Here is a 21,623-nt window from a genome sequence, read left to right as displayed (position 1 = left end):
GGACACGCCCCGGGGCGGGCGCATACCCGATCCGGCGCCGCTGTCAACCCGTTGCAAGGCGGGGTACCGGCGATCACCATCGTGGGGCGATCTGTATGACGGTGTGGCGAGGAGCTGTCCGTGATCTCGATCATCGAATTCGTCCTGGGCATCGCGGTGCTCGTCTACAGTGCCGAGAAACTGATCGGCTACCTGGTCGGCGTCGCCAGCAGGTGGGCGATCTCGCTCTTCCTCATCGCGGTCGTCTTCACCGGGATCGAGTTCGACGACCTCGCGTTCGGCATCGTGCTGAACCTCGAGGACCTCAGTCAGGTCGCCCTCGGCACCGTGATCGGGACGACGGTCGCAATGACCGGCGTGGTGCTCGCCCTCGCCGCGATCATCGCGCCCTGCTCGGTGGACGTGCCCAAGGACTACCTCGTCCTGTTCGTGGCCGCGCCGGTGGTGATGTTCGCCCTTGCGTTCACCGGGGCCCTGACGTTCGTGACCGGGATCGTGCTGCTCCTGCTGTTCGTGGCGTTCGTCGGCTGGATCGCCTACCGCGAGTACGCCGCGCGGCGCCCGGTCTGGCGCAACGCCGAGGTCTACGAGCAGCTCGAGAAGGCTGGCGAGGGCGGGACGGCCACGGCGACCATGACCGGAGGCGGCGGGGGCGGGGGCGGCCCGACCGGCACCGCAGGCGATGGGTCGAGCGGCTTCGTCCTGCCGCCCGACCTGCGCATCGACCAGGGTTTCCTCAAAGCACGGCAGAAGTCGCCCGCCGTCGGCCTCGCACTCGCTCTCCTTGCCCTGATCGGCCTCGTCGTCGGCGCCGTGGTCGCCGGAGCGGGCACCGACGGGATCCTCGACACGTTCGAGATCGACGGCACCGTCTTCGGCGTCACGATCGCGACTCTGGCGCTCTCCCTCGAGGACATCTTCCTCACCGTGGAGCCCGCCCGCCGTGGCGCTCCGGAGATCGGCGTCGCGAACGTGATCGGCAGCGTCGTGTTCTCGGTGACCGGCAAGCTCGGGATCATCCTGCTCGTGGGTGGGGCGATCACCGTCGACCACGACGTCCTGGCCTGGCACCTGCCGGTGCTGATGGTGATGACGGCGCTCTCGGCGATCTTCCTGGCTACCGGGCGGCTGCGCCGCTGGCACGGCATCGTCCTGCTCGCCCTCTACGTCGCCTACTTCGTCGTCAGCCTGGTGGCCTTCGGCGGGGTCCCGCTCGACAGCGACTGAGCCGGCGACCTGATCGGTACCGGCCCGGATACGCCCGATCGCAGCACCACTCCCGTGAAGGCCCCCTGTCCGTCGGGTCAGGGGGCCTTCGGTGGATGTCCGACCAGCTGTCCCCGGTCGAGCCCGGCCGTCGCGGCGTGGAGCGTCAGGAGGCGATGAACTCGTCGATCTGGTTGATCGCCTCCCTGGAGCCCTCGACGACACCCATCTCGAGCACCTTCTGCAGCCCTTCCGCGGTCTCGTACGTGCCCACGTACGTCGCACGCGTGCGGCCGTCGTGCTCGGTGAAGGTGTAGACGTTCGTCGAGACCGGCATCTCCGGGTTCGGGTTGAAGTCCAGGTCGGCGAAGCCGTCCTCGAACGAGAAGCTCCGCGGCTCGTCGACGGCCGTGATCTTCCAGTACCCGGCGAACTTCTCACCCTCCGGGCTGACCATGAAGTAGTTGACCCGGCCGCCGGGGGTGAAGTCGTGCTCGACGACGGTGGCCGGGTGGGAGGGCGGGCCCCAGACCTTCTCCAGCTGGCGCGGGTCTGCGTAGACCTGCCAGATCCGCTCCACCGGTGCGGCGAACTCGGCGGTGATGGTCAGGGTCAGGGCGTCCAGGTCGTGCGAGACGTCGGTGACAGGCATTGGTCAGTCCTCCTGGTCGGGATGGGTTGCGGTGTCGAATGCGATCAGCTCGTCGATGCGCGCGATGCGGCCACGCCAGACCTGTTCCAGCTCGGTGAGCATGGATGCCACCGACCGCACCGCCGACACGTCGCCGCTGGCCAGTTGCTCGCGACCGTTACGCCGCTTGGTGAGCAGGCCGGCCTTCTCCAGAACGGCGACGTGCTTCTGCACCGCGGCGAAGCTCATGTCGTACTTCACCGCGAGAGCGGAGACCGAGTGCTCCCCGGCCAGCACCCTGCGCATGATGTCGCGCCTGGTCCGGTCGGCGAGCGCGTGGAACAGAGCATCGGCCCGCTCCTCGTCGTCCTCGGTCACGGGACAAACATACAACCAATCGGTTGTATGTTGTCAAGAGGCCGGGCCCGACCGGGGTCCGGTTCAGTCCGACGCAGCCAGGGCGCCGCTGCGCCGAGCCCGAAGGGCCGCGAGTTGTACGAGCAGGATGGCGGCCGGCGCGAAGAACAGCCCGATCGACAAACCGGTGATCACGACGTACACCGTGAGGAGCAGCGCACACGCCACGGTGAGAATCCGGATCCCGAGCGTCGGTACGTACAGCACGAGCGGGATGGCCGTGAGCACCAGCGGCACGGCGGCGAGCGTCAGGAGGACAGGGAGTTCGTCCACACCGACGCTCGTCGCGAGGAAAACCACCCTCACCTCGCCAAGAAGGGCCAGCGCGAGGGCGGTCCGAGCCGTCCAGACGTCGACGCGCACCGCCGACTCTCCCCCGCCCGTCCTCAAGCCGACGGCCACCGCAACGACGAGCAGGACGAGAAGCCCGATCCCGACCACCGCGACCACCCCACGCTCGATCCGTGACCTGCGCATGCTGCCACACCGGACCGCGGCTCGTCCGTAATATCCGATTCACGCCAAAGATGGATGTTTCCGACATATATCCGGATCACGTGAAGCGCTGATCACGAGCGCGTTTCGTCCCGTGCGGACTTCTTGACACGACACCCATCGAGATCAGTACCATGTCACATATTACCCGCTTTCGGCGGCGCGGCCGAACTCGCGACCGCCGATTTCCGCTCCCCCGAAACGGAGAAGGATGTTCGCACTCATCGGCGTTGCGCTGGTGATAATCGGGTTCGCGCTCCGCATCAACCCACTGCTGGTGGTCACGGTGGCCGGCATCGCCACCGCCGCTATTGCCGGAATCGGTCCGGTCGAGATACTCGACGCGTTCGGTACGGGTTTCGCGGGCAGCCGGTCGGTCACCACCTTCGTGATCGTGCTGCCCGTGATCGGGCTCATCGAGCGATACGGCCTCCAGGAACAGGCGAAACGCCTGATCGGCAAGCTCGGCAAGCTGACGACCGGCCGCCTGCTGGCGGCGTACCTGTTCATCCGGCAGGTCACTGCGGCGGTCGGCCTCAACAGCATCGGAGGTCCGGCGCAGACGGTACGGCCGCTCGTCTACCCGATGGCCGAGGGCGCCGCCGTGCAGAAGTACGGCGACCTGCCCGAGAAGATGACCGAGAAGATCAAGGGACACGCCGCTGGGGCCGACAACGTCGGCGTCTTCTTCGGCGAGGACATCTTCGTGGCCATCGGCTCGATCCTGCTGATCACGAGCTTCGTCGACACCACCTACAACCTCACGCTCGAACCGCTCGCACTCGCACTCTGGGCCATTCCCACCGGTGTCGCGGCTCTGCTGATACACGGCACCCGGCTGCTGCTGCTCGACCGGCAGCTCTCGCAGATGGCCTTCCTGCCCGCTCCCCCGAAGGGCCTCGCACGTGTTGACGAATGAATGGCTCTACTGGCTGATCGGGGCGTTCTTCATCGGCGTCGCGGTGCATATCCTGAACAATCACGAGAATCCCCGCCGAATCGCCAGCGGGACGTTCTGGGGACTGCTCGGCGTCAGCTTCGGCTATGGCACCTTCGTGCAGTCGAAGCAGGCACCGGCCTGGATCCTCGGCATCGTGGTGCTCGTGATGGTGGCCCTGGCCGGCTTCGGCCTCACGGCGAGGTCGCCGGAGAAGACCACCACCGCCGAGGAACGTGCCGAGTCGGCCCGGCGCTTCGGCAACAAGCTGTTCATCCCCGCGCTGCTCGTGCCCGTCGTGACGGTGCTGGTGGCCACGGTCGGGCCGATGATCAAGATCGGCGGCACTCCCCTGCTCGCGGACGGGAGCGCCACCCTGACCGGTCTGGGCGTCAGCGCGATCATCGCCGTGGTGGTCGCCGTGCTGATCCTGCGGCCGCCCAGCCTCGGCACGCCGCTGCACGAGAGCGGCCGCCTGCTCGAGGCGATCGGCTGGGCAGCCCTGCTCCCCCAGATGCTCTCGACGCTCGGCATCCTGTTCACGCAGGCCGGTGTGGGTAAGGCGGTCGGCACGATCGCCGGCTGGGTCCTCCCCGAGGGCTCACTGTTCGCTGCGGTGGTCGTCTACGCGGTCGGCATGGCTGTCTTCACGATCATCATGGGCAACGCCTTCGCGGCGTTCCCGATCATGACCGCCGCCGTCGGATGGCCGGTGCTCGTCCAGACGTTCGGGGGCAACCCGGCGGCGGTCTTCGCGATCGGCATGCTCTCCGGGTTCTGCGGGACGCTCGCCACCCCGATGGCGGCCAACTTCAACCTCGTTCCGGCAGCCTTGCTGGAGATGAAGGACAAGTACGGGCCGATCAAAGCGCAGTTGCCGACCGCCGGTCTGCTCCTGCTCGTCAACGTAGGGATCATGTACTTTGTCGCATTCTGACGATCGCAAGAGGTGGGCCGACGGTTTCGCGGCGGTCGCACTCGACAACCTCACCCGGCGCTATCCCTACGAGGCCCACCACGCGACGGGCAGCGACGATGATCGCGCCCTGCCGATCGAGCTGCATCCCGCGTTCGCCACCTCCTACGACTGGCACTCGAGCGTGCACATGCACTGGCTGAGCGCGCGGCTGCTGGCGTTCGGCGTCGACCAGGACCTGGAAGCGCGGCTCGGGGAACTCCTCGCGGAGAACCTCACCGCCGCGAACCTCCGTGCCGAAGCGGCCTACCTCGCCGCGCACTCACGCTACGAGCGGCCGTACGGCTGGGCGTGGGCGATGCGGCTGGCCGTGGAGCTCACCGCGTCACCCGTCGAGGCGCTGCGCGCCCTTGCTCCGCACGTCACGCCACTGGTGGAGACCATCGACGAGCTGACGAGGGGCTGGCTCGAGAAGGCGGCGGCCCCGGTGCGCCACGGCGTGCACAGCAACTCCGCCTACGGGCTGGTGATGATCCTGGACGCGGCCCGCGCACTGGGGCTCACGGCACTCGAGGACGCGTGCACCGTCGCGGCACGCAAGTGGTTCCTCGACGACCGCGACTGGCCGGCGGACTGGGAACGCAGCGGCCAGGACTTCCTCTCCCCCGGGCTGGCCGAGGCCGACCTGATGCGCCTGGTCCTCGCACCCGACGAGTTCGCCGCGTGGTGCACCGGTTTCCTCGGCACCGCACGACCGGACAGCCCGATCTTCGCTCCCGCCGGGGTCGTCGACGAGAGCGACGGACAGCAGGTGCACCTGTTCGGGCTCAACCTCCACCGCGTGGCGGCCGGCGCCCGCATCGCGGAGGTGCTGCTGCCCCGGCCCGGCGCTCCCGCCGAGCTCGGCCGACGCCTCGTGGCGAGCAGGCCGCAGATGCTCGCGGCCGGGCTGGCCGCGAGCGTGTCCGACGAGTACATGTCCACGCACTGGCTGGCCACCTTCGCCTGGGAAGCGCTGGAGGCGATCGAGGAGACGTCGCTGCGGGCCTGACCCCGCGCCGGCCACGTTGCAGCAAAGCCACTTTCACGCAACGAGGTTGCATGAAAGTGGCTTTGCTGTAATCCCGGGGGGCTCATGGGCGCGGGGCTGCGGGGTTGCGCGGGACGCTCCCGGCGATGAGCACAGCGGCCACGACGGCAACCAGCGCGAGCACCACGAACACCGCGGGGTATCCGCCGAGCACCTCGGCCATTGCCGCTCCGGCCCAGGGGGCGAGTGCCGTGGCCAGCATCGCGGGGGCGGACAGCAGGCCGCCGAGGCGGCCGTAGTGCGCCGTGCCCCAGCGGTCGGTGATCGCCGTGGCCTGCAGCAGCGTGAGCAGGCCGCGGGCGGCCCCGGCCAGCATGGCGGCGGCGACGAGGAGCGCCATGGGGCCGGGCAGCACGGCGAGCAGGCCCGTCGCGACCGCGGTGCCGGCGAGGACGAGCACCGAGCGGGTGCGCACGCCGGTGGTGGCGACCAGCGCGGCGTAACCGAGCCTCCCGAGCACCTGGCCGACCCCGCCCAGGCCGAGCGCCCACGCCGCGGCGCTCGTGGAGAATCCACGCTCGATGAGCAGCGGGACCTGGTTCACCACCACCGCGAACGCGGTGAACGCCCCCAGCCCGACCGCGGCGACCAGGAGCACGAAGTGCCGGCTGCGGGCGACCGCACCGGGATCGTGGTCGGCCTCGGCCACGGAGTCCGGCCGCGGCCAGGGACCGCGCAGCCCGAACAGGTGGGCGGGGATCGTGACCACGGCGAGGATCGCCGCCAGGACGAGGTAGGTGTCGCGCCAGCCGAGCCGCTCGACGAGGGCGGCGGTGAGTGGGGCGAAGATCGTGCTGGACAGCCCGGCGAGCAGGGTCAACCAGGTCAGTGCGGTGACCCGGCGGGGCCCCCACCAGCGGGTGAGGGCGGCGAAGGCGGGCTGGTAGAGCACCGCGGCCATCGACACACCGGCCAGCGTCCAGGCGGCGAAGAACCAGGGCAGCGTGGTCGCAGTGGCGATGCCGACCACAGCCGGAACCCCGAGCACCGACCCCACTGTCATCACCGGCCACGGGCCCGAGCGGTCGAGCCAGCGCCCGGCCGGGATCCCGACGGCGGCGGAGACGACCAGGCCGGTGGAGAACGCGGCGGTGATCGTGCTGATCGACCATCCGGTGTCGGCGGCGATGCTCGGCGCCAGCACCGGGAAGGCGTAGTAGAGCACGCCCCAACTGGTGATCTCGGTGACGCAGAGGACGACGAGCACCCGACGGAGCCCCGTTCGGGACAGCGCACCGGATCTCGTCGTGGTCACCCTGACCAGGCTGCACAATCCGACCGGCCCCGTCGAGGCGGACGGACCGCCGGTCGCTCAGTTCAGCCGCGCCGCCGCGGCCCGGCGGTGGAGATCGAGCAGACGCGCCGGCAGCTCACCCGGGTCGAGGCGCCCGGCTCGGAGCCAGGAGGCGAGCACGTCCACGTCCGCGGTGGTCCGCAGGGGCCCGACCCGGACGGCGACGCCGGTGGGTCTGCGCTCTGCGTCGCAGGCCTGCACGAGCACCACCGGCGCTGTGGCCCTGACCCGGCAGGCCGCCCCACCGAACAGGCAGCCGGTGGTGACGAGCACGCCGTAGCGACTCGTCCGGACCGCGCTGCGCAGCACCTCGAGAAGCGGCGCCGCGACCGTCCCCTCGTCGCCGGTCCCGCAGCCGGGTGCGGTGCAGAGGACTGCCGTGAACCCCGTCGCTGACGCCTGGGACATCGCCCTACCCCCCGGAAACAAAATGACAATCGTTCTCGTTAAGGAGGACAGTAGCAGTCCGGAGCTCGACCCAGGGAGATCACGATGCGACCCGACATCCACCCCGCCTACCAGCCCGTGGTCTACCAGGACCGGGCCACCGGCGACGCGTTCCTGACGCGCTCGACGGCGACCTCCGACGAGACCGTCGAGTGGGAGGACGGCAACACCTACCCGGTGATCCGGGTGGACATCACGGCGTACTCGCACCCGTACTGGACCGGTGCGGCACGCGTGCTCGACTCGGCCGGGGCGGTCGAGAAGTTCCGTCGCCGCTACGGCGAGCGTGGCGGACGCAGCTGACGTCGCAGGGCCCGCGTCCGACGGCCGGGCGCGGGCCCGTCAGAGTGCGGGCAGGATCTGACGCGGCAGTAGCTCGCTGACGGTGGTGCCGTTGCGCTCGTCGCGGGCCTTCCACTCCCGCGGGTAGCCGAGCGACGCCTCCACGAAGCGCACCCCGTCCTCCCAGGTGACACGGGGGATGTGCAGGTGCCCGTAGACCACGGCGGTGGCCCGGAAGCGGACGTGCCAGTCGGCCGTGCGCTCGGAGCCGCACCAGAGTGCGAACTCCGGGTACGTCAGCACCCTCGTGGGGAGCCGGGTCAGCGGCCAGTGGTTCACCAGCACCGTCGGGATGTCCGGGTCCACCTGCGCGAGCCGGCGCTCCGACTCGGCGATGCGCGCGGCGGACCAGGCCGCCCGGTCCGGGAACGGATCCGCGTAGAGCAGGTGCTCGTCCGTGCAGACCACCCCCGCGGCGTACGCCGCCTCGAGACCCTCCGCCGACGTCGTCGTGCCCTCGGGCAGGAACGAGTAGTCGTACAGCGTGAACAGTGGCGCGATCGTGGCCGGGCCGCCCGCCCCACCCCAGACCGCGAACGGGTCTTCCGGGGTGAGCACGTCGATGGCCCGGCACGTCTCGACGAGCAACCGGTAACGCTCCTCACCGCGCAGCTGTACCGGGTCCTTCGAGCGCGTCCACAGCTCGTGGTTGCCGGGCACCCAGATCACCCGCGCGAATCGCTTCCGGAGCAGGGCCAGCGCCCACTCGACGTCCCCGATCTCCTCCGCGACGTCTCCCGCGACGATCAGCCAGTCGCCGTCCGAGGTCGGCTGCAGACCCTCGACGATGGCGCGGTTGTCCCGGTGATGGACGTGGAGGTCGCTGACGGCCAGCAGGCGCGGGATGGTCCGGGGGATCGTCACAGCATCAGTCGTACCGGACGCCGGTTCCGCCCGCGCGCGTCGACCCCCGCCCTGTCACAGCCCGACCGCTTCGCCGGAATGAGGCGGTACCGTCGATCACGAGCGATGGGGGGCGTAATGCCGGGTATTCGAGATGTGCGGCAGGCGATCCGGTGGGGAGTGCGCCACGGGCTGGTGCGGCGCACGCTCCTGCGGAAGATGCGCGACGGCGACGTGAGCGCGCAGCTCATGTTCAACCGCGAGATGATCGCCGACCCGTTCCCCCATTACGACGTGCTCCGCGAGAAGGGGCGCCTGGTCGACAACGGCCTCGTCCTCAACACCGCGCACCACGACGTCGCCACCGCCGTCCTGCGCAGCCCCGACTTCGGCGTGGTCGGCGGCCCGAGCGGTGAGGCCCCTGCCGCGTTCCGGTACGCCGTGCGCGCCGCGGGCCGGGGACCGGTCGGACCGGTGGAGCCCCCGTCGATGCTCGCCGTCGACCCGCCCGACCACACCCGCTTCCGCAAGCTCGTCACCAGGGCGTTCAGCGCTCGGGCCGTGGCCGCCCTGCGGAGCCGCACGGAGGAGGTCGCCGCGGAGCTACTCGATGAGATGGCAGCGCGCGGTCGCAACGCCGACCTCGTCGCCGACTACGCCAGCCTGCTGCCCGCCACCGTGATCGCCGAGATGCTGGGCGCGCCCGTCGAGATGCGCCGGCAGTTCCTCGAGTGGGGCGCCGGCGGTGCGACGTCGCTCGACACCGGACTGCCCTACCGGGCCTTCCGCCGATCCGAGCAGCAGCTCGAGGCCATGCAGAACTGGATGCTCGGCCACTTCGACCACATCCGCCGCAACCCCGGCGACAACATCCTCTCCGCGCTGGTGCACGCGCACGCCGAGGAGGGGCGCCTCACCGAGGACGAGGTCGCCAGCATCGCCATTCTGCTGCTCGCCGCCGGGTTCGAGACCACCGTCAACCTCATCGGCAACGGCGCCGCGCTGCTCAACGACCACCCCGACCAGCTCGCACTGCTCCGCGCCGAACCCGAGCGCTGGGGCAACGCCGTCGAGGAGATCCTCCGCCACGACTCCCCCGTGCAGCGGACCGGCCGGTTCGCGGGCCGCGACACCGAAGTGGCCGGCGAGCCCGTCCGGGCCGGGCAGATCGTCCTGGTGCTGCTGGGAGGTGCCAACCGCGACCCGGCGGTCTTCACCGATCCCGGCCGCTTCGACATCACCCGCGAGAACGCCAAGGACCACGTGGCCTTCTCCAGCGGCATCCACTACTGCCTCGGTGCGGCACTCGCCAAGATGGAGGGCGAGGTGGCGCTGCGCGCGTTGTTCGACCGCTTCCCCGACCTCGCCCTCAACGGTCCCCCGCACCGCCGTCCCACCCGCGTCCTGCGCGGGTTCGACGCGATGCCCGTGCGACTGTCCTCGGCCACGGTCGGCGCCGACGCCGGTTCAGCCTCCGCCGAACCACCCGGGCACGTCGAGACGGAACGGGGTGGACCCGGTCACCGCACGCAGGTCGGCCTCGAGCGCGCGTAACCGCTCCACGCCGAGGGTGTCGGCCCACTCGGCGCGCAGCGCGTCGAAGATCCGGGCGGAACGCGCGAGGGAGTCGGCTCCCCGGTCGGTGAGCCGCAGGACCTTGCGGCGCGCGTCGTCCGGGTCTGCGGTGCGCCGCAGGTAGCCGAGACGTTCCAACGCCTCGACGTGCTTGGCGGCGGCCTGCTTCGTGATGCCCAGCCGACGGCCGAGCTCGACGGCCGTGGTGCCGTCCGGGCCGACCGCCTGCAGGACGAAGCCGTGCACGGGCCGGACGTCGGGATGGCCCTGGCGGGCGAGCTCGGCGTGCAGCCCGTCGATCAGCACCCGGAACCCGAGCAGCAGGCGCAGCGGCAGCTCGAAGCCCGGCGGCTCAGTTGACACGATCGACAACCACGTTCACTATTCCGACAACCACGTTGTCCATCATAGGAGTACCGGCCATGCCCGTCATCCGCCACGCCGACAGCCGCCGCACCACCACCCCGAACGCCGTGCTGACCACCCATGCCTCCCCCACCCAGGGCGGAAGCGCGCTCGCGGTCTGGCGCGTGGAGATGGCGGCGGGGGCGGCGGGTCCGCAGCACTCCTTCGACGCCGAGCAGGTGTGGACCGCGCTGGACGGCGCCGCCACCGTCGACCTGGACGGCGAGACACTCACCGTCCAGGTCGGCGACACCGTGGTGATGCGGGTCGGGGTGCAGCGCCGGGTGCACGCCGACGCCACGGCCGGGTTCACCGCGGTCGTGGCCGCACCCGCCGGCGCCCGGGCGACCGTGCCCGGCGGGGACCCGGTGCTGCCGGGGTGGATCGCCTGACGTCCGGACACCGGCGCCGCACACATCCGGTGGCCACCGCGCACACGTCAGGACGTGGGCGCGGTGGCCACGGGGTGTGCGTGGTGGCCGCCGGTCACCCGCCGAGGGCCGCGAGCGCGGTCTCCGCCTGGCGCTGCAGCGCGGCCAGGCGGGCCGCTCCACCGTCCTCCTCGGCGGTGCCCATCACGCCCCCGGCATAGCGGCTGTACACCCCCGCGCCGATGCAGGCCGACCGCCAGCGGGCGAAGGCCACGTAGACGTCGAGGTGTGAGACGTCCCTCCCCGAGCGCTCGGCGTAGCGCTCCACCAACTCGCTCCGCTCGGCATACCCGTCCACCAGACTCGGCCCGGTGATCGTCGGCGGCACCGCGTCACCGGGACGGCCCCACGACGCGATCAGCCACCCCAGGTCGGCCAACGGGTCACCGAGCGTGGCGAGCTCCCAGTCGAACACCGCGCGCACCCGGCCGTCCGGACCGAGGGCCAGGTTGCCGAGCCGGAAGTCACCGTGCGCGATACGCACGTCCGGCGGGGGCAGAGCCGCGGCCCGCTCGACCAGCCGCTCGTGCACGGCATCCACAGTGGACAGGTCCGGCACCGCCGACTCGTGCACCTGACGGTGCCAGCGCCGCAGCTGCCGTTCCAGGTAGCTCCCGGAACGCCGGAAGTCCCCCAGCCCGACCGCGTCGGGGTCCACGGCGTGCAGAGCGGCCAGGACGTCGACGGCGTCGAGCCCCGCGGTGCGCCGGGGCGAGCCGGGATCGAGCCGGTGGCCCGACGCCTCGTCGCCGAGCACGACCCCGTCGACGAACTCCATGAGGTAGAACTCGGCGCCGATGACGTCGGGGTCGGCGCAGTACGCGACCGGCGGCGCCACCGGCACCGCGGTGGGCGCCAGCGCGCTGATGAACCGCCACTCGCGGCTCATGTCGTGGGCGGTGGCGAGCACCATGCCGGTCGGCGGACGCCGCAGCGCCCAGCGACCACCTGCGGAGTCGGTGATCCGGTAGGTGAGGTTCGAGTGTCCCCCGGAGATGCGTTCGATGCCGACGGGCTCGTCTCCCACCGGCAGCTGAGGTACCTCGGCACGCAGCCACTCGGTCAGGGGGCCGGGCGGCACGGCCTCGATCTCCGGTGATCGGCTCATCCCACCATCCAATCCCCCCACCCCCCACCCGTCGCAAGGCCACCCGTCCGCACCCCGCCGCGGGCCCGGCCCGGTGAACGCCCGGCGGGAGGCGACTCGCGGGCGAGAATCGGGCGACTCGCGCACCCGGAACGGGCGACTCGCGGGCCGGGAGCGGGCGACTCGCGGGCCGGGAGCGGGCGACTCGCGGGCTGTGCGGGCTGTGCGGGGCGGGGCAGGGCGGGGCGGGTCAGGGGAGGGGGAGGACCAGGGCCGTCAGGAGGCGGTCCAGCTCGGCCTCCGGGTCGGTGGTGAGGCCGGTGTGCACGGGGCCTGCCTGAACGATCGTGCTGCGCGGAGCGGTGAGGCGGCGGAACCGGCGGCCCCGGTCCTCCTCCCCCGCAGGTCCGGCGTAGCGGGCCGCCTCGGTGTGGCCGTCGCCGCACAGCGCCGCCACCGCGTCGAGGGCGCGGGCGATCACCGCGCCGTCGGCGGCCGGGTCGAGCACGCACAGTCGCTGCGGGTCGAGGTGCACCCGCGCCCCCAGGTAGTCCAGCGGACGGCAGTACAGGAGCACGCCGGCGTTGAACGACTCACCGCGCTCGATCCGCGGCACCACCCGCAGCACCGCGTACTCGAAGGCGTGGCGCCCCGTCATGCCCGGCCCTGCCCCTGCGTCACCCAGAACGGCGGCTTCGGTCCGCGGGTGGCCGGCCGCCCCCCCTGACCGTCCCGGCGGGCGGCGACCGCAGCCCGCACACCCGGCAGCCACGCCTCACGCGCGTCCCGCCGGGCGAGGAGCTGAGCGACGAAGGCCGCACGGACCTCGTCGGGACCGGCGAAGCCGGATTCGTCGGCGAGCCACTGCGCAGGCACGGCGTCGACCGCGGCGCGCAGCAGGTCGGTGGTGATCCTCGGGGCGAGCACGGCGTCGGCCGCGTCGAGGTCGGGTGCGGAGCCGAGGAGCACGTGGTCGGCGGCGTCGTACGGCCTGCGCACCCAGCCCTCCGCCCCGGACCACGCGTGCTGGAACGTCAGCGTGGCCCCGTGGTCGATCAGGTAGGGCGCGCCGTGCCAGAACAGCATGTTGACGTTGCGCCACGAGCGGTCGACGTTGCCCACGAACGCGTCGAACCACAGCACCCGCCCCGCGAACTCCGGCCCGACGGCGAACGCGGTGGGGTCGAGGTCGAGCGCGCCCGGCAGGAAGTCCATGCCGAGGTTCAGGCCCGGGCTCGCCCGCAGCAGTTCCTGCACCTCCTGGTCCGGCTCGGAGGCGCCCAGCGCCGGGTCGAGCTCCACGGTGACCAGCTCCGGGACGGGCAGGCCCAGCCCGCGCGCGAGCTCCCCGGAGACGATCTCCGCGACGAGGACCTTGCGGCCCTGCCCGGCCCCGTGGAACTTGACGACGTACGTGCCGAGGTCGTCGGCCTCCATCAGCCCGGGAAGCGACCCGCCTTCCCGCAGCGGCGTGACGTATCGGATGGCCGTGACGTGCCGCAGCATCCGCTCACCCCCTGCTCCGAGACCCGGATCGTCGAAAGCGCCATCCTCGCACCCCGCCGCGCGCGCTCTCTGGCGCGTCGTCACGCCGAGTTGACGAGCGAGATCTACGGTCCCTCGCAGGATGACGAAAGGTGGCCGCATGACCGACGTGCAACCCATCGCCGGGAAGAGCGTGGTCGACGAGGTGCCACCACCGGGACGGCTCCTGGTGCTCGGCCTGCAGCACGTGCTCGTGATGTACGCGGGGTGCGTCGCCGTTCCGTTGATCGTCGGCAGTGCGCTGGGGCTGGATACGCGCACCATCGGGCTGCTGGTGAACGCCGACCTCGTGGTCGCGGGCATCATCACGCTGATCCAGACCCTCGGCATCGGGAAGATCCTCGGGGTGCGGCTGCCGATCGTCACCGGCGCCACGTTCACGGCCGTCACCCCGATGATCCTGATCGGACAGAACTTCGGCCTGGCCGGCGTCTACGGCTCGATGATCGTCTCGGGGATCTTCGGGTTGCTGATCGCGGTGCCGTTCTCGCGGATCATCCGGTTCTTCCCACCGGTCGTGACGGGCAGCGTGATCACGATCATCGGCCTGTCGCTGATCTCGGCAGCGGCCGGGCTGATCGCGGGGAACGACTCGACGGACCCGAGCTACGGCGCCCTGCCCGGGCTCGCGCTCGCCGGGGGGATCGTGCTGCTCATCGTCCTGATCACGCGGTTCGTGCGGGGCTTCGTCGGCCAGATCGCGGTGCTCACGGGGCTCGTCATCGGGGCGGTCGTGGCGATCCCGATGGGGCTCACCGACTTCTCCGGGGTCGCCACCGCGCCCTGGTTCGGGGTGTCCACGCCGTTCCTGTTCGGGGCGCCGCAGTTCCCGCTCGCCGGCGTGATCTCGATGTGCGTCGTGATGCTGGTGATCTTCGCCGAGTCGACGGCCGACATGCTCGCCGTCAGCGAGACGATCGGCGAGCCCCTCACACCGGCCCGCATCGCGCGCGGACTCGCCGCCGACGGCTTCTCCGGCGTGCTCGGGGGCGTCCTGAACTCGTTCCCGGACACGATCTTCGCCCAGAACGTCGGGCTGGTGCAGCTCACCGGCGTGCGGAGCCGGTTCGTCCCGGCGGTGGCCGGCGCGATCCTCCTGCTACTGGGGCTGGTGCCCAAGTTCGGGGAGGTGGTGGCCTCGCTCCCCGGACCGGTGGTGGGCGGCGCCGGACTGATCATGTTCGCCACGGTGACCGCCGTCGGTATCCGGACCCTGCACAAGGTCCGCTTCGACGGCACGAACAACCTGATGATCGTGGCCGTCTCCATCGGGATCGGGATGCTCCCGGTGGTGGCACCGTCGTTCTACGAGAAGCTGCCTGCGACGTTCGGGATCATCGTCGGTTCCTCGATCACCTCGTGCGTGATCGTGGCCTTCCTGCTGAACCTGCTGTTCAACCACCTGCCGTGGGGACGGCCGCCGGGCGACCCGTCGCTCGCCGACGTCGGGTCGGCAGCCGCGACCCGCCACGTGGGCGATCCGCGGACCGACGGCTGATCAGCGGGCCCGGTGCGGCAGCAGCGTGGCTGCCACCGTCGGCACGCCACGACGCAGGATCCCGCGCCAGTCCGAGTCGCCGCGGATCACCGCGGTGGCGGTGTGGCGGGCCTGCTCCAGGGTGAACTGCGGCGGGATCATCAGCTCGGCGGGATCGACGACCGCGTCGATCACGGTCGGGCGGTCGGCGGAGAGCGCGGCGTCCCATGCCGCTCCGACCTGCGCCGGGTCGTCGACGCGGATCCCGTGGAGCCCGAGAGTGCGGCCCCATGCCGCGTAGTCGACGTCGGGCAGCAGCTGGCTGGCGTCGAACTTCGGCGTGCCCTCCTCGGCACGCTGCTCCCAGCTGACGAACGACAGGTCGCGGTTGTTGAGCACGAGCAGCACGAACCGTGGGTTCGCCCACTCCTGCCAGTACTTGGCCACCGTGATCAGCTCGTTGACGCCGTTCATCTGCATGGCCCCGTCGCCGAGCAGCGCGAACACCGGACGGTCCGGGTGGGCGAACTTCGCGGCGATCCCGTACGGCAGGCCGCCACCCATCGACAGGAGCGTGCCCGACAGGCTGGCGAGCATCCCCGGGCGCACGTGCAGATGCCGGGCGAACCACGCGGTGACGGTGCCGCAGTCCACGGCGAGCATCGCGTCGGCGGGTAGGCGCTCATCGAGCTCGGCGAACACGAGCTGGGGGTTGACGGGGTCGGCCTTCTGCTCGGCCACCTTGCGCTGGCCCGTCCGCCACGCCGCGGTGCGCGTGGCGATGTCGTCGCGCCACTCGCTGGGAGGCGTGTGGTCGGCGAGCAGGTCGAGCAGCGCACGCAGGGTGGGCACGGCGGCACCCGCGAGGTTGACCTCGGTGGGGTACCGCAGGCCCAGCTGTGCGCCGTCGATGTCGATCTGCACGGCGGGCCTGCCCTCCGGAGGGTAGAACTCGCCGTAGGGCATGTTCGACCCCACGATCAGCAGCCGGTCGCACTCCTTCATCAGATGCCAGCTCGGCCCCGTGCCGAGCAGTCCGATCGAGCCGGTGACCCAGGGCTCGCGCTGGTCGACCACGGGCATCGCGAGCAGCGCCGTGGCCACCCCCGCGCCCAGCCGCTCGGCGATCGCGGCGACCTCGGCCTCGGCGCCGTACGCGCCCTGGCCGACGAGCATCGCGACCTTCTCCCCGCCGCGCAGCAACTCGGCAGCGGCACGCAGGTCGGCGTCCGGGGGAACGGTGACCGGGGTGCTCGGCGCGTTGGAGGTGGCGAAGTGGGCGTGGCTGTGCGGCGGGTCCAGGACGGCTTTCTCGTCCTGGATGTCGTTGGGCAGCACCAGCACCGCCACGGTGCGGTGGGCGAGCGCCGTGCGGCAGGCCCGGTCGACCAGGTGCCGGACCTGGTTCGGGTCGTCGAGCTGCGCGAGGAACCCCGCGACGTCCTTGTAGAGCGTCAGGAGGTCGACCTCCTGGTAGTAGCCGCCGCCCTGGGCGGTGAGAGCGGTCTGGCCGACGAGCGCGACGACGGGCTGGTGGTCGAGCTTGGCGTCGTACAGGCCGTTGAGAAGGTGGATGGCCCCCGGCCCCGACGTCACGACGGCCGCGCCGAGCGGCCCACCCCGGTACTTGACGTGCGCGGTTGCGGCGAAGCCTGCGGTCTCCTCGTGCCGGAGCTGCACGAACCGGGTGTCGGCGCGCCGCTGGAGCGCCGAGGTCATGCCGTTGATGCCATCGCCCGGGTAGCCGTAGTAGTGCCTGACACCCCACGACGCCAACCGGTCGACCACGTGGTCGGCGACGGTGGGGTGACGGGGCTGGGCCCCTGTGGCGGCCGTCTGCGGGGTCATGCCCCCTGGTTGCCCCGTGCGGGACTGCGCCAAAAGGTGTCTTCCGCCTCAACGGCGTGGTGGGTGGGAGGAGGGGGTGCCTGCACGTCGGGCTGCTGCATCCGGGTGCGGACCATGTGGTCGATGCTGAAGCGGCCGGGACCCGTGGCGGTGATGGCGATGAGCCCTGCCGCGATCACGCCGACGAGCTCCCACCCGCCGTTGGCGACGAAGATGCCGTTGGGGATGTGGACGAAGATCGCCGCCCCACTCATGATGACCAGCATCAGGGCGCACACCAGCGGGGTGAGCGCTCCGGCGATCAGCAGCGCACTGCCGACGAACTCGACCACCGTCACGAACGACGCGGAGACGATGGCGAGCGGGATGCTCAGGTTTTCGAACCCGTCGGTGGTGCGGCCGATACCAGTGATGATCATCTTCTGGTAGCCGTGGGCGAACATGACAACGCCGATGAGGATGCGCGCCAGCAGCAGTGCCACGTCGCTGGCAGGCGGGGGCAGGGGACGGTTGAGCATCAGGTCCTCCGAAGCGCTGGGTGATCAATCTGATCCGGGGAGTGACCACCAGTGAACCCGACGTAGGCGATTGATCACCCGACGTCACACGGATGCCTCGACGGCTGGGTGCTCATGCGCGATGAGCAGCGGACATTCTAGTCGCAGCGCCCAACTGGACGTCTGCACTCCCGACCGTCGCGCGAGAGAAGCCGCTCGCCATGATCTTCATCACATCGTGTCGGGGTGTGATCAGGACGGAGGTCACAGTTGACGCGCTCGTCGCAGCAGGATTGCCTGCCGTCGTGGTTCTCCCTGCGGCCCCCGCCCATCCGACGACGTCCTTCTCCGCTCTCTCGCACCTCGAGTGCTCCCGCGACGGCTCCCGGCACGACCCCGACGTCGTGCAGGGCACCTCCCCGCTCGGGGCTCCCCTGCTCGCCCGTTACGACCTGGAACGCGCGGCCGCCACCGTCACACCGGCGGAGATCGCGGCCCGCCCGCCGGACCTGTGGCGCTATCACGAGATCCTGCCCGTGCGGGACCCCGCACACGTGGTCACGCTCGGGGAGGGCATGACGCCGCTGCTCGACCTGCCCCGGCACGGCGCGCGGCTCGGCGTTCCCCGCCTCCGCATGAAGGACGAGGGACTGGTCCCCACCGGGGCGTTCAAGGCGCGCGGCGCCGCCGTCGGCATCTCACGGGCGGCGGAGCTGGGCGTCACGGGGATCGCGATGCCGACGAACGGCAACGCCGGCGCTGCGTGGGCGAGCTACGCGGCGCGCGCCGGGATGGGTGCGCTCATCGCGATGCCCGTCGACGCCCCGGTGATCACCCGGCGCGAGTGCGTGGTGGCCGGTGCCGAGCTGTACCTGGTGGACGGGTTGATCGGCGACGCCGGGCGGTTGATCGCCGGGGCGGTGGCCGCGCGCGACGGGTACCAGGACACGTCGACCCTGCGTGAGCCGTACCGCATCGAGGGCAAGAAGACGATGGGCTACGAGATCGTCGAGCAGCTCGGCTGGCGGGCACCCGACGTCATCCTCTACCCCACCGGCGGTGGCGTCGGGATCATCGCGATCTACAAGGCGCTGCTGGAGCTGCGCGAGCTGGGGTGGCTGACCGGCGACCTGCCGAGGCTCGTCGCGGTGCAGGCCACGGGATGTGCACCGATCGTCGACGCGTTCCACGCCGGACTCACGGAGAGCACGGCGCCCGTCGATGCGCACACCGTCGCGTTCGGCATCACCGTGCCGAAGGCGCTGGGCGACTTCCTCGTGCTCGACGCGGTGCGGTCCACCGGCGGCACCGCGGTGGCCGTCACCGACGAGGACCTGCTATCCGCGCAGGCGGCGCTGGCCCGCGACGAGGGCACCTGGGTGTGCCCCGAAGGGGCGGCGTGCTTCGCGGCGGTGGGGCAGCTGCGGGAGTCCGGATGGCTCGACGGCAGCGAGGACGTGGTGGTGCTCAACACCGGGACCGGGCTGATCTACCCGGACACGGTGCCGGTCGACGTGCCCACCCTGGCGAAGGACGGCGTCATCCCCGCCTGACGTGCGGTCGGTCCTCGTGGGGAGCACTCGCCATGCCACCCCCACCGCACCCGGCTACGGTGCGGTGGGGGCACGGCACGAGGAGGACCACGGGCATGGCTGGACCGCTCACACTGGCAATCGACGTCGGCGGCTCGGGGCTCAAAGCCACCGTGCTGTCCCCGGATGGCGAGATGATGTCCGAGCGCGAGCGTCGCGAGACGCCGTACCCGTGCACTCCGCCGGTGCTGCTCGACGAGCTGACGACGCTCGCCGGCACGCAGCCCGCCTACGACCGGGTCTCGGTCGGCTTCCCCGGGGCGATCCGGCGAGGTCGGGTCCGCGAGGTCCCCGCCTTCTGCCGCCACGGCCCCGGCCAGCCGCCGGACCCCGAGCTGGTGTCGCTGTGGACCGACTTCGAGCTGGAGACGGCGCTCGAGCAGCGGTTCGGGAAGCCGACGCGGGTGGCGAACGACGCCGACGTGCAGGGCTGCGCCGTCATCTCCGGCCACGGCATGGAGCTGGTGATCACACTCGGCACCGGCGTCGGGTGCGCGGTGTTCTTCGACGGCATGCTGCTGCCGCACATGGAGCTCTCGCACGGGCGCTTCGGGCACGGCCACTCCATCGAGGTGGCCTGTGGTGACAACGAACGGCACAAGGTCGGCAAGGAGCACTGGCGCGAGCGGGTGATGGACGCCCTCGAGGCGCTGGAGTCGATGGTGCTGCCCGACCACGTCTACGTCGGCGGCGGCAACGCGAAGCGGCTCGACGCGGACAAGCTCGGGCCGAACCGGACGCTCGTGCCGAACATCTCCGGGCTGCTCGGGGGCATCGCCCTGTGGGACCGGAGCGTCGGCGCCCAGGAGAGTGTCCCCACCCCCGCCAAGTCCTGACACGCGGCAGGATGGCGGACGTGCCCGCAATCGACATCACCTCCACCGCCGAGTGGTCCGCGCTGGCCGAGCATCACGAGGCCGTGGCCGGGTTGCATCTGCGTGAGCTGTTCGACGCCGACCCCGACCGCCCTGCCGCCATGACGGCAGCCGGCGCCGACCTCGTCCTCGACTACTCCAAGCACCGCATCACCCGCGACACGTTGCCGCTGCTCACCGCGCTCGCCCGCGCCGCCGGACTGCCGGAGCGCACCGAGGCCATGTTCTCGGGCAAGCACATCAACACCAGCGAGGACAGGGCGGTGCTGCACACCGCACTGCGGCTGCCGCGCGACGCCGCCCTGCAGGTCGACGGCCAGGACGTGGTGGCCGACGTGCATGCGGTGCTGGACCGGATGGGCAGCTTCACCGACGCCGTCCGATCCGGGGAGTGGACCGGCCACACCGGCGAACGGATCCGTGCCGTCGTCAACATCGGGATCGGCGGCTCCGACCTCGGACCCGTGATGGCCTACGAGGCCCTGAAGGCCTACGCCGACCGCGACCTGACGCTGCGGTTCGTCTCCAACATCGACCCGACCGACATCACCGAGGCCACTCGCGACCTCGATCCGGCCACCACGCTGTTCATCGTCTCCTCCAAGACCTTCACCACGCTGGAGACGCTGACCAACGCCCACGTCGCACGCCGTTGGCTGCTCGCGGGCCTGGGCGGCGACGAGGCGGCCGTGGCCAAGCACTTCGTCGCGGTCTCGACCAACGCGAAGGAGGTGAGCGCCTTCGGCATCGACGAGGACAACATGTTCGGCTTCTGGGACTGGGTCGGCGGGCGCTACTCCGTCGACTCCGCGATCGGGCTCTCACTCATGGTCGCGATCGGCAAGGAGCAGTTCGGGGAGTTCCTCGCCGGCATGCACGCGATCGACGAGCACTTCCGCACCGCGCCGCTCGAGGAGAACCTGCCGGCCATCGCGGGGCTGCTCAACGTCTGGTACGTGAACTTCTTCGACACCCAGACCCACGCCGTCCTCCCCTACAGCCAGTACCTGCACCGGCTGCCCGCCTACCTCCAGCAGCTCACGATGGAGAGCAACGGCAAGTCGGTGCGTGGCGACGGCAGCCCCGTCACCACCACGACCGGCGAGATCTTCTGGGGCGAGCCGGGCACCAACGGCCAGCACGCCTTCTACCAGTTGCTGCACCAGGGCAAGCGGCTCGTCCCTGCCGACTTCATCGGGTTCGCCGAGCCGAACCACGACGTGTCCGTGCCCGACGGCGGCACGAGCGGCGACATGCACGACCTGTTCATGTCCAACCTGTTCGCCCAGACTTCGGCGCTCGCGTTCGGCAAGACCGCCGAGGAGATCGCGGCCGAGGGCACGCCTGCCGACATCGTTCCGCACAAGGTGATGCCGGGTAACCGGCCGTCGTCGGCGATCCTGGCGAGGAAGCTGACCCCGTCGGTGCTCGGCCAGCTCATCGCCTTCTACGAGCACGTGACGTTCGTCGAGGGCACCATCTGGGGCATCGACTCGTTCGACCAGTGGGGTGTGGAGCTCGGCAAGGTCCTGGCCCGGCAGCTGGGACCGGTGCTCTCCGACCCGGAGGCGCACACCGGCGGCCTCGACGCCTCGACCGTGGCGCTGGTGCGCCGGTACCGGGAGTGGCGCGGCCGCTCGGTGTGAGGCCTGGCGACCGGGTGGTCCGGCCCG

The 21,623-nt window shown here is 71.1% G+C and carries 23 protein-coding genes; 11 read left to right on the top strand and 12 right to left on the bottom strand.

Translation table 11 applies throughout. The annotated features are described in order from the left end of the window. Nucleotides 1-120: 120 nt before the first annotated feature. Nucleotides 121-1,227, top strand: coding sequence for a sodium:calcium antiporter (locus tag AC5L35_RS22860; protein WP_495061727.1), 1,107 nt, complete (start codon nt 121-123; stop codon nt 1,225-1,227). 145 nt (nt 1,228-1,372) lie between these two features. Here the strand turns inward: AC5L35_RS22860 and AC5L35_RS22855 are convergent, their stop codons facing one another. The 3 genes from AC5L35_RS22855 to AC5L35_RS22845 all read right to left on the bottom strand — a co-directional run bounded on the left by AC5L35_RS22855 (nt 1,373) and on the right by AC5L35_RS22845 (nt 2,731). Continuing rightward, on the bottom strand, nt 1,373-1,858 hold the full coding sequence (locus AC5L35_RS22855) for an SRPBCC family protein (RefSeq protein WP_495061726.1): 486 nt from the start codon (nt 1,856-1,858) through the stop codon (nt 1,373-1,375). Between the two features lie 3 nt (nt 1,859-1,861). Beyond that, a complete protein-coding gene (locus AC5L35_RS22850) occupies nt 1,862-2,215 on the bottom strand; it encodes an ArsR/SmtB family transcription factor (RefSeq protein ID WP_495061725.1) in 354 nt (117 codons plus the stop codon). Between the two features lie 63 nt (nt 2,216-2,278). Continuing rightward, nucleotides 2,279-2,731 carry a hypothetical protein gene (locus tag AC5L35_RS22845; protein WP_495061724.1) on the bottom strand — a complete coding sequence of 151 codons (453 nt, stop codon included), beginning with the start codon at nt 2,729-2,731 and terminating at the stop codon, nt 2,279-2,281. 229 nt (nt 2,732-2,960) lie between these two features. Here AC5L35_RS22845 and AC5L35_RS22840 point away from each other — a divergent pair, with 229 nt between their 5' ends. The 3 genes from AC5L35_RS22840 to AC5L35_RS22830 are packed head-to-tail and all read left to right on the top strand — an operon-like array spanning nt 2,961 to nt 5,653. Further along, a complete protein-coding gene (locus tag AC5L35_RS22840; RefSeq protein WP_495061723.1) occupies nt 2,961-3,668 on the top strand; it encodes a DUF969 domain-containing protein in 708 nt (235 codons plus the stop codon). Further along, entirely contained in the window at nt 3,655-4,623 is a 969-nt protein-coding gene (locus AC5L35_RS22835) for a DUF979 domain-containing protein (protein WP_495061722.1), read from the top strand. Before AC5L35_RS22840 ends, AC5L35_RS22835 begins: the two co-directional genes overlap by 14 nt. After that, a complete protein-coding gene (locus AC5L35_RS22830) occupies nt 4,610-5,653 on the top strand; it encodes a DUF2891 family protein (RefSeq protein WP_495061721.1) in 1,044 nt (347 codons plus the stop codon). Before AC5L35_RS22835 ends, AC5L35_RS22830 begins: the two co-directional genes overlap by 14 nt. A gap of 82 nt (nt 5,654-5,735) precedes the next feature. On the opposite strand, the gene AC5L35_RS22825 is transcribed toward AC5L35_RS22830, so the two are convergent. Both AC5L35_RS22825 and AC5L35_RS22820 read right to left on the bottom strand, forming a co-directional pair. Beyond that, nucleotides 5,736-6,947, bottom strand: coding sequence for an MFS transporter (locus AC5L35_RS22825; RefSeq protein ID WP_495061720.1), 1,212 nt, complete (start codon nt 6,945-6,947; stop codon nt 5,736-5,738). A gap of 57 nt (nt 6,948-7,004) precedes the next feature. Beyond that, complete coding sequence (locus AC5L35_RS22820) at nt 7,005-7,394, bottom strand: hypothetical protein (RefSeq protein WP_495061719.1); 390 nt, start codon at nt 7,392-7,394, stop codon at nt 7,005-7,007. Between the two features lie 84 nt (nt 7,395-7,478). Between AC5L35_RS22820 and AC5L35_RS22815 the strand changes: the two genes are divergently transcribed. Beyond that, entirely contained in the window at nt 7,479-7,736 is a 258-nt protein-coding gene (locus tag AC5L35_RS22815) for a type B 50S ribosomal protein L31 (RefSeq protein WP_495061718.1), read from the top strand. 39 nt (nt 7,737-7,775) lie between these two features. Here the strand turns inward: AC5L35_RS22815 and AC5L35_RS22810 are convergent, their stop codons facing one another. Beyond that, a complete protein-coding gene (locus AC5L35_RS22810; protein WP_495061717.1) occupies nt 7,776-8,639 on the bottom strand; it encodes a metallophosphoesterase family protein in 864 nt (287 codons plus the stop codon). A 117-nt stretch (nt 8,640-8,756) separates the two neighbouring features. Here AC5L35_RS22810 and AC5L35_RS22805 point away from each other — a divergent pair, with 117 nt between their 5' ends. Continuing rightward, a complete protein-coding gene (locus AC5L35_RS22805) occupies nt 8,757-10,172 on the top strand; it encodes a cytochrome P450 (protein WP_495061716.1) in 1,416 nt (471 codons plus the stop codon). Here AC5L35_RS22805 and AC5L35_RS22800 read toward each other — a convergent pair. After that, entirely contained in the window at nt 10,086-10,556 is a 471-nt protein-coding gene (locus AC5L35_RS22800; RefSeq protein WP_495061715.1) for a MarR family winged helix-turn-helix transcriptional regulator, read from the bottom strand. The genes AC5L35_RS22805 and AC5L35_RS22800 overlap by 87 nt on opposite strands. 59 nt (nt 10,557-10,615) lie before the next feature. Between AC5L35_RS22800 and AC5L35_RS22795 the strand changes: the two genes are divergently transcribed. Next, nucleotides 10,616-10,990: a cupin domain-containing protein gene (locus AC5L35_RS22795; RefSeq protein WP_495061714.1), complete on the top strand. Its 375-nt coding sequence runs from the start codon at nt 10,616-10,618 to the stop codon at nt 10,988-10,990. A 94-nt stretch (nt 10,991-11,084) separates the two neighbouring features. On the opposite strand, the gene AC5L35_RS22790 is transcribed toward AC5L35_RS22795, so the two are convergent. The 3 genes from AC5L35_RS22790 to AC5L35_RS22780 all read right to left on the bottom strand — a co-directional run bounded on the left by AC5L35_RS22790 (nt 11,085) and on the right by AC5L35_RS22780 (nt 13,622). After that, on the bottom strand, nt 11,085-12,137 hold the full coding sequence (locus AC5L35_RS22790; RefSeq protein ID WP_495061713.1) for a phosphotransferase family protein: 1,053 nt from the start codon (nt 12,135-12,137) through the stop codon (nt 11,085-11,087). A 229-nt stretch (nt 12,138-12,366) separates the two neighbouring features. Continuing rightward, nucleotides 12,367-12,774: a DUF3037 domain-containing protein gene (locus AC5L35_RS22785; RefSeq protein WP_495061712.1), complete on the bottom strand. Its 408-nt coding sequence runs from the start codon at nt 12,772-12,774 to the stop codon at nt 12,367-12,369. Further along, on the bottom strand, nt 12,771-13,622 hold the full coding sequence (locus AC5L35_RS22780) for a HipA family kinase (protein ID WP_495061711.1): 852 nt from the start codon (nt 13,620-13,622) through the stop codon (nt 12,771-12,773). The genes AC5L35_RS22785 and AC5L35_RS22780 overlap by 4 nt, the downstream gene beginning before the upstream one ends. Nucleotides 13,623-13,761: 139 nt before the next feature. Between AC5L35_RS22780 and AC5L35_RS22775 the strand changes: the two genes are divergently transcribed. Next, nucleotides 13,762-15,159, top strand: a complete 1,398-nt coding sequence (locus AC5L35_RS22775; protein WP_495061710.1) for a nucleobase:cation symporter-2 family protein — start codon at nt 13,762-13,764, stop codon at nt 15,157-15,159. Here AC5L35_RS22775 and AC5L35_RS22770 read toward each other — a convergent pair whose 3' ends face one another. Continuing rightward, on the bottom strand, nt 15,160-16,986 hold the full coding sequence (locus tag AC5L35_RS22770; RefSeq protein ID WP_495061709.1) for a thiamine pyrophosphate-requiring protein: 1,827 nt from the start codon (nt 16,984-16,986) through the stop codon (nt 15,160-15,162). It abuts the gene before it with no gap. Next, on the bottom strand, nt 16,983-17,504 hold the full coding sequence (locus tag AC5L35_RS22765; protein WP_495061708.1) for a DoxX family protein: 522 nt from the start codon (nt 17,502-17,504) through the stop codon (nt 16,983-16,985). The genes AC5L35_RS22770 and AC5L35_RS22765 overlap by 4 nt, the downstream gene beginning before the upstream one ends. Nucleotides 17,505-17,788: 284 nt before the next feature. Here AC5L35_RS22765 and AC5L35_RS22760 point away from each other — a divergent pair, with 284 nt between their 5' ends. The 3 genes from AC5L35_RS22760 to pgi all read left to right on the top strand — a co-directional run bounded on the left by AC5L35_RS22760 (nt 17,789) and on the right by pgi (nt 21,596). Continuing rightward, nucleotides 17,789-19,036 carry a threonine synthase gene (locus AC5L35_RS22760; protein WP_495061707.1) on the top strand — a complete coding sequence of 416 codons (1,248 nt, stop codon included), beginning with the start codon at nt 17,789-17,791 and terminating at the stop codon, nt 19,034-19,036. A 95-nt stretch (nt 19,037-19,131) separates the two neighbouring features. Then, nucleotides 19,132-19,911 (top strand): ROK family protein, encoded by a 780-nt coding sequence (locus tag AC5L35_RS22755; protein WP_495061706.1) that lies wholly within the window; start codon nt 19,132-19,134, stop codon nt 19,909-19,911. Between the two features lie 11 nt (nt 19,912-19,922). Next, a complete protein-coding gene (pgi, locus tag AC5L35_RS22750; RefSeq protein ID WP_495061705.1) occupies nt 19,923-21,596 on the top strand; it encodes a glucose-6-phosphate isomerase in 1,674 nt (557 codons plus the stop codon). Nucleotides 21,597-21,623 lie beyond the last annotated feature (27 nt).

Source organism: Pseudonocardia sp. OZ21, assembly GCF_059359135.1.
The sequence above is the reverse complement of the archived record's forward strand: the minus strand, read 5'-3'. Positions and strand labels throughout refer to the sequence as shown.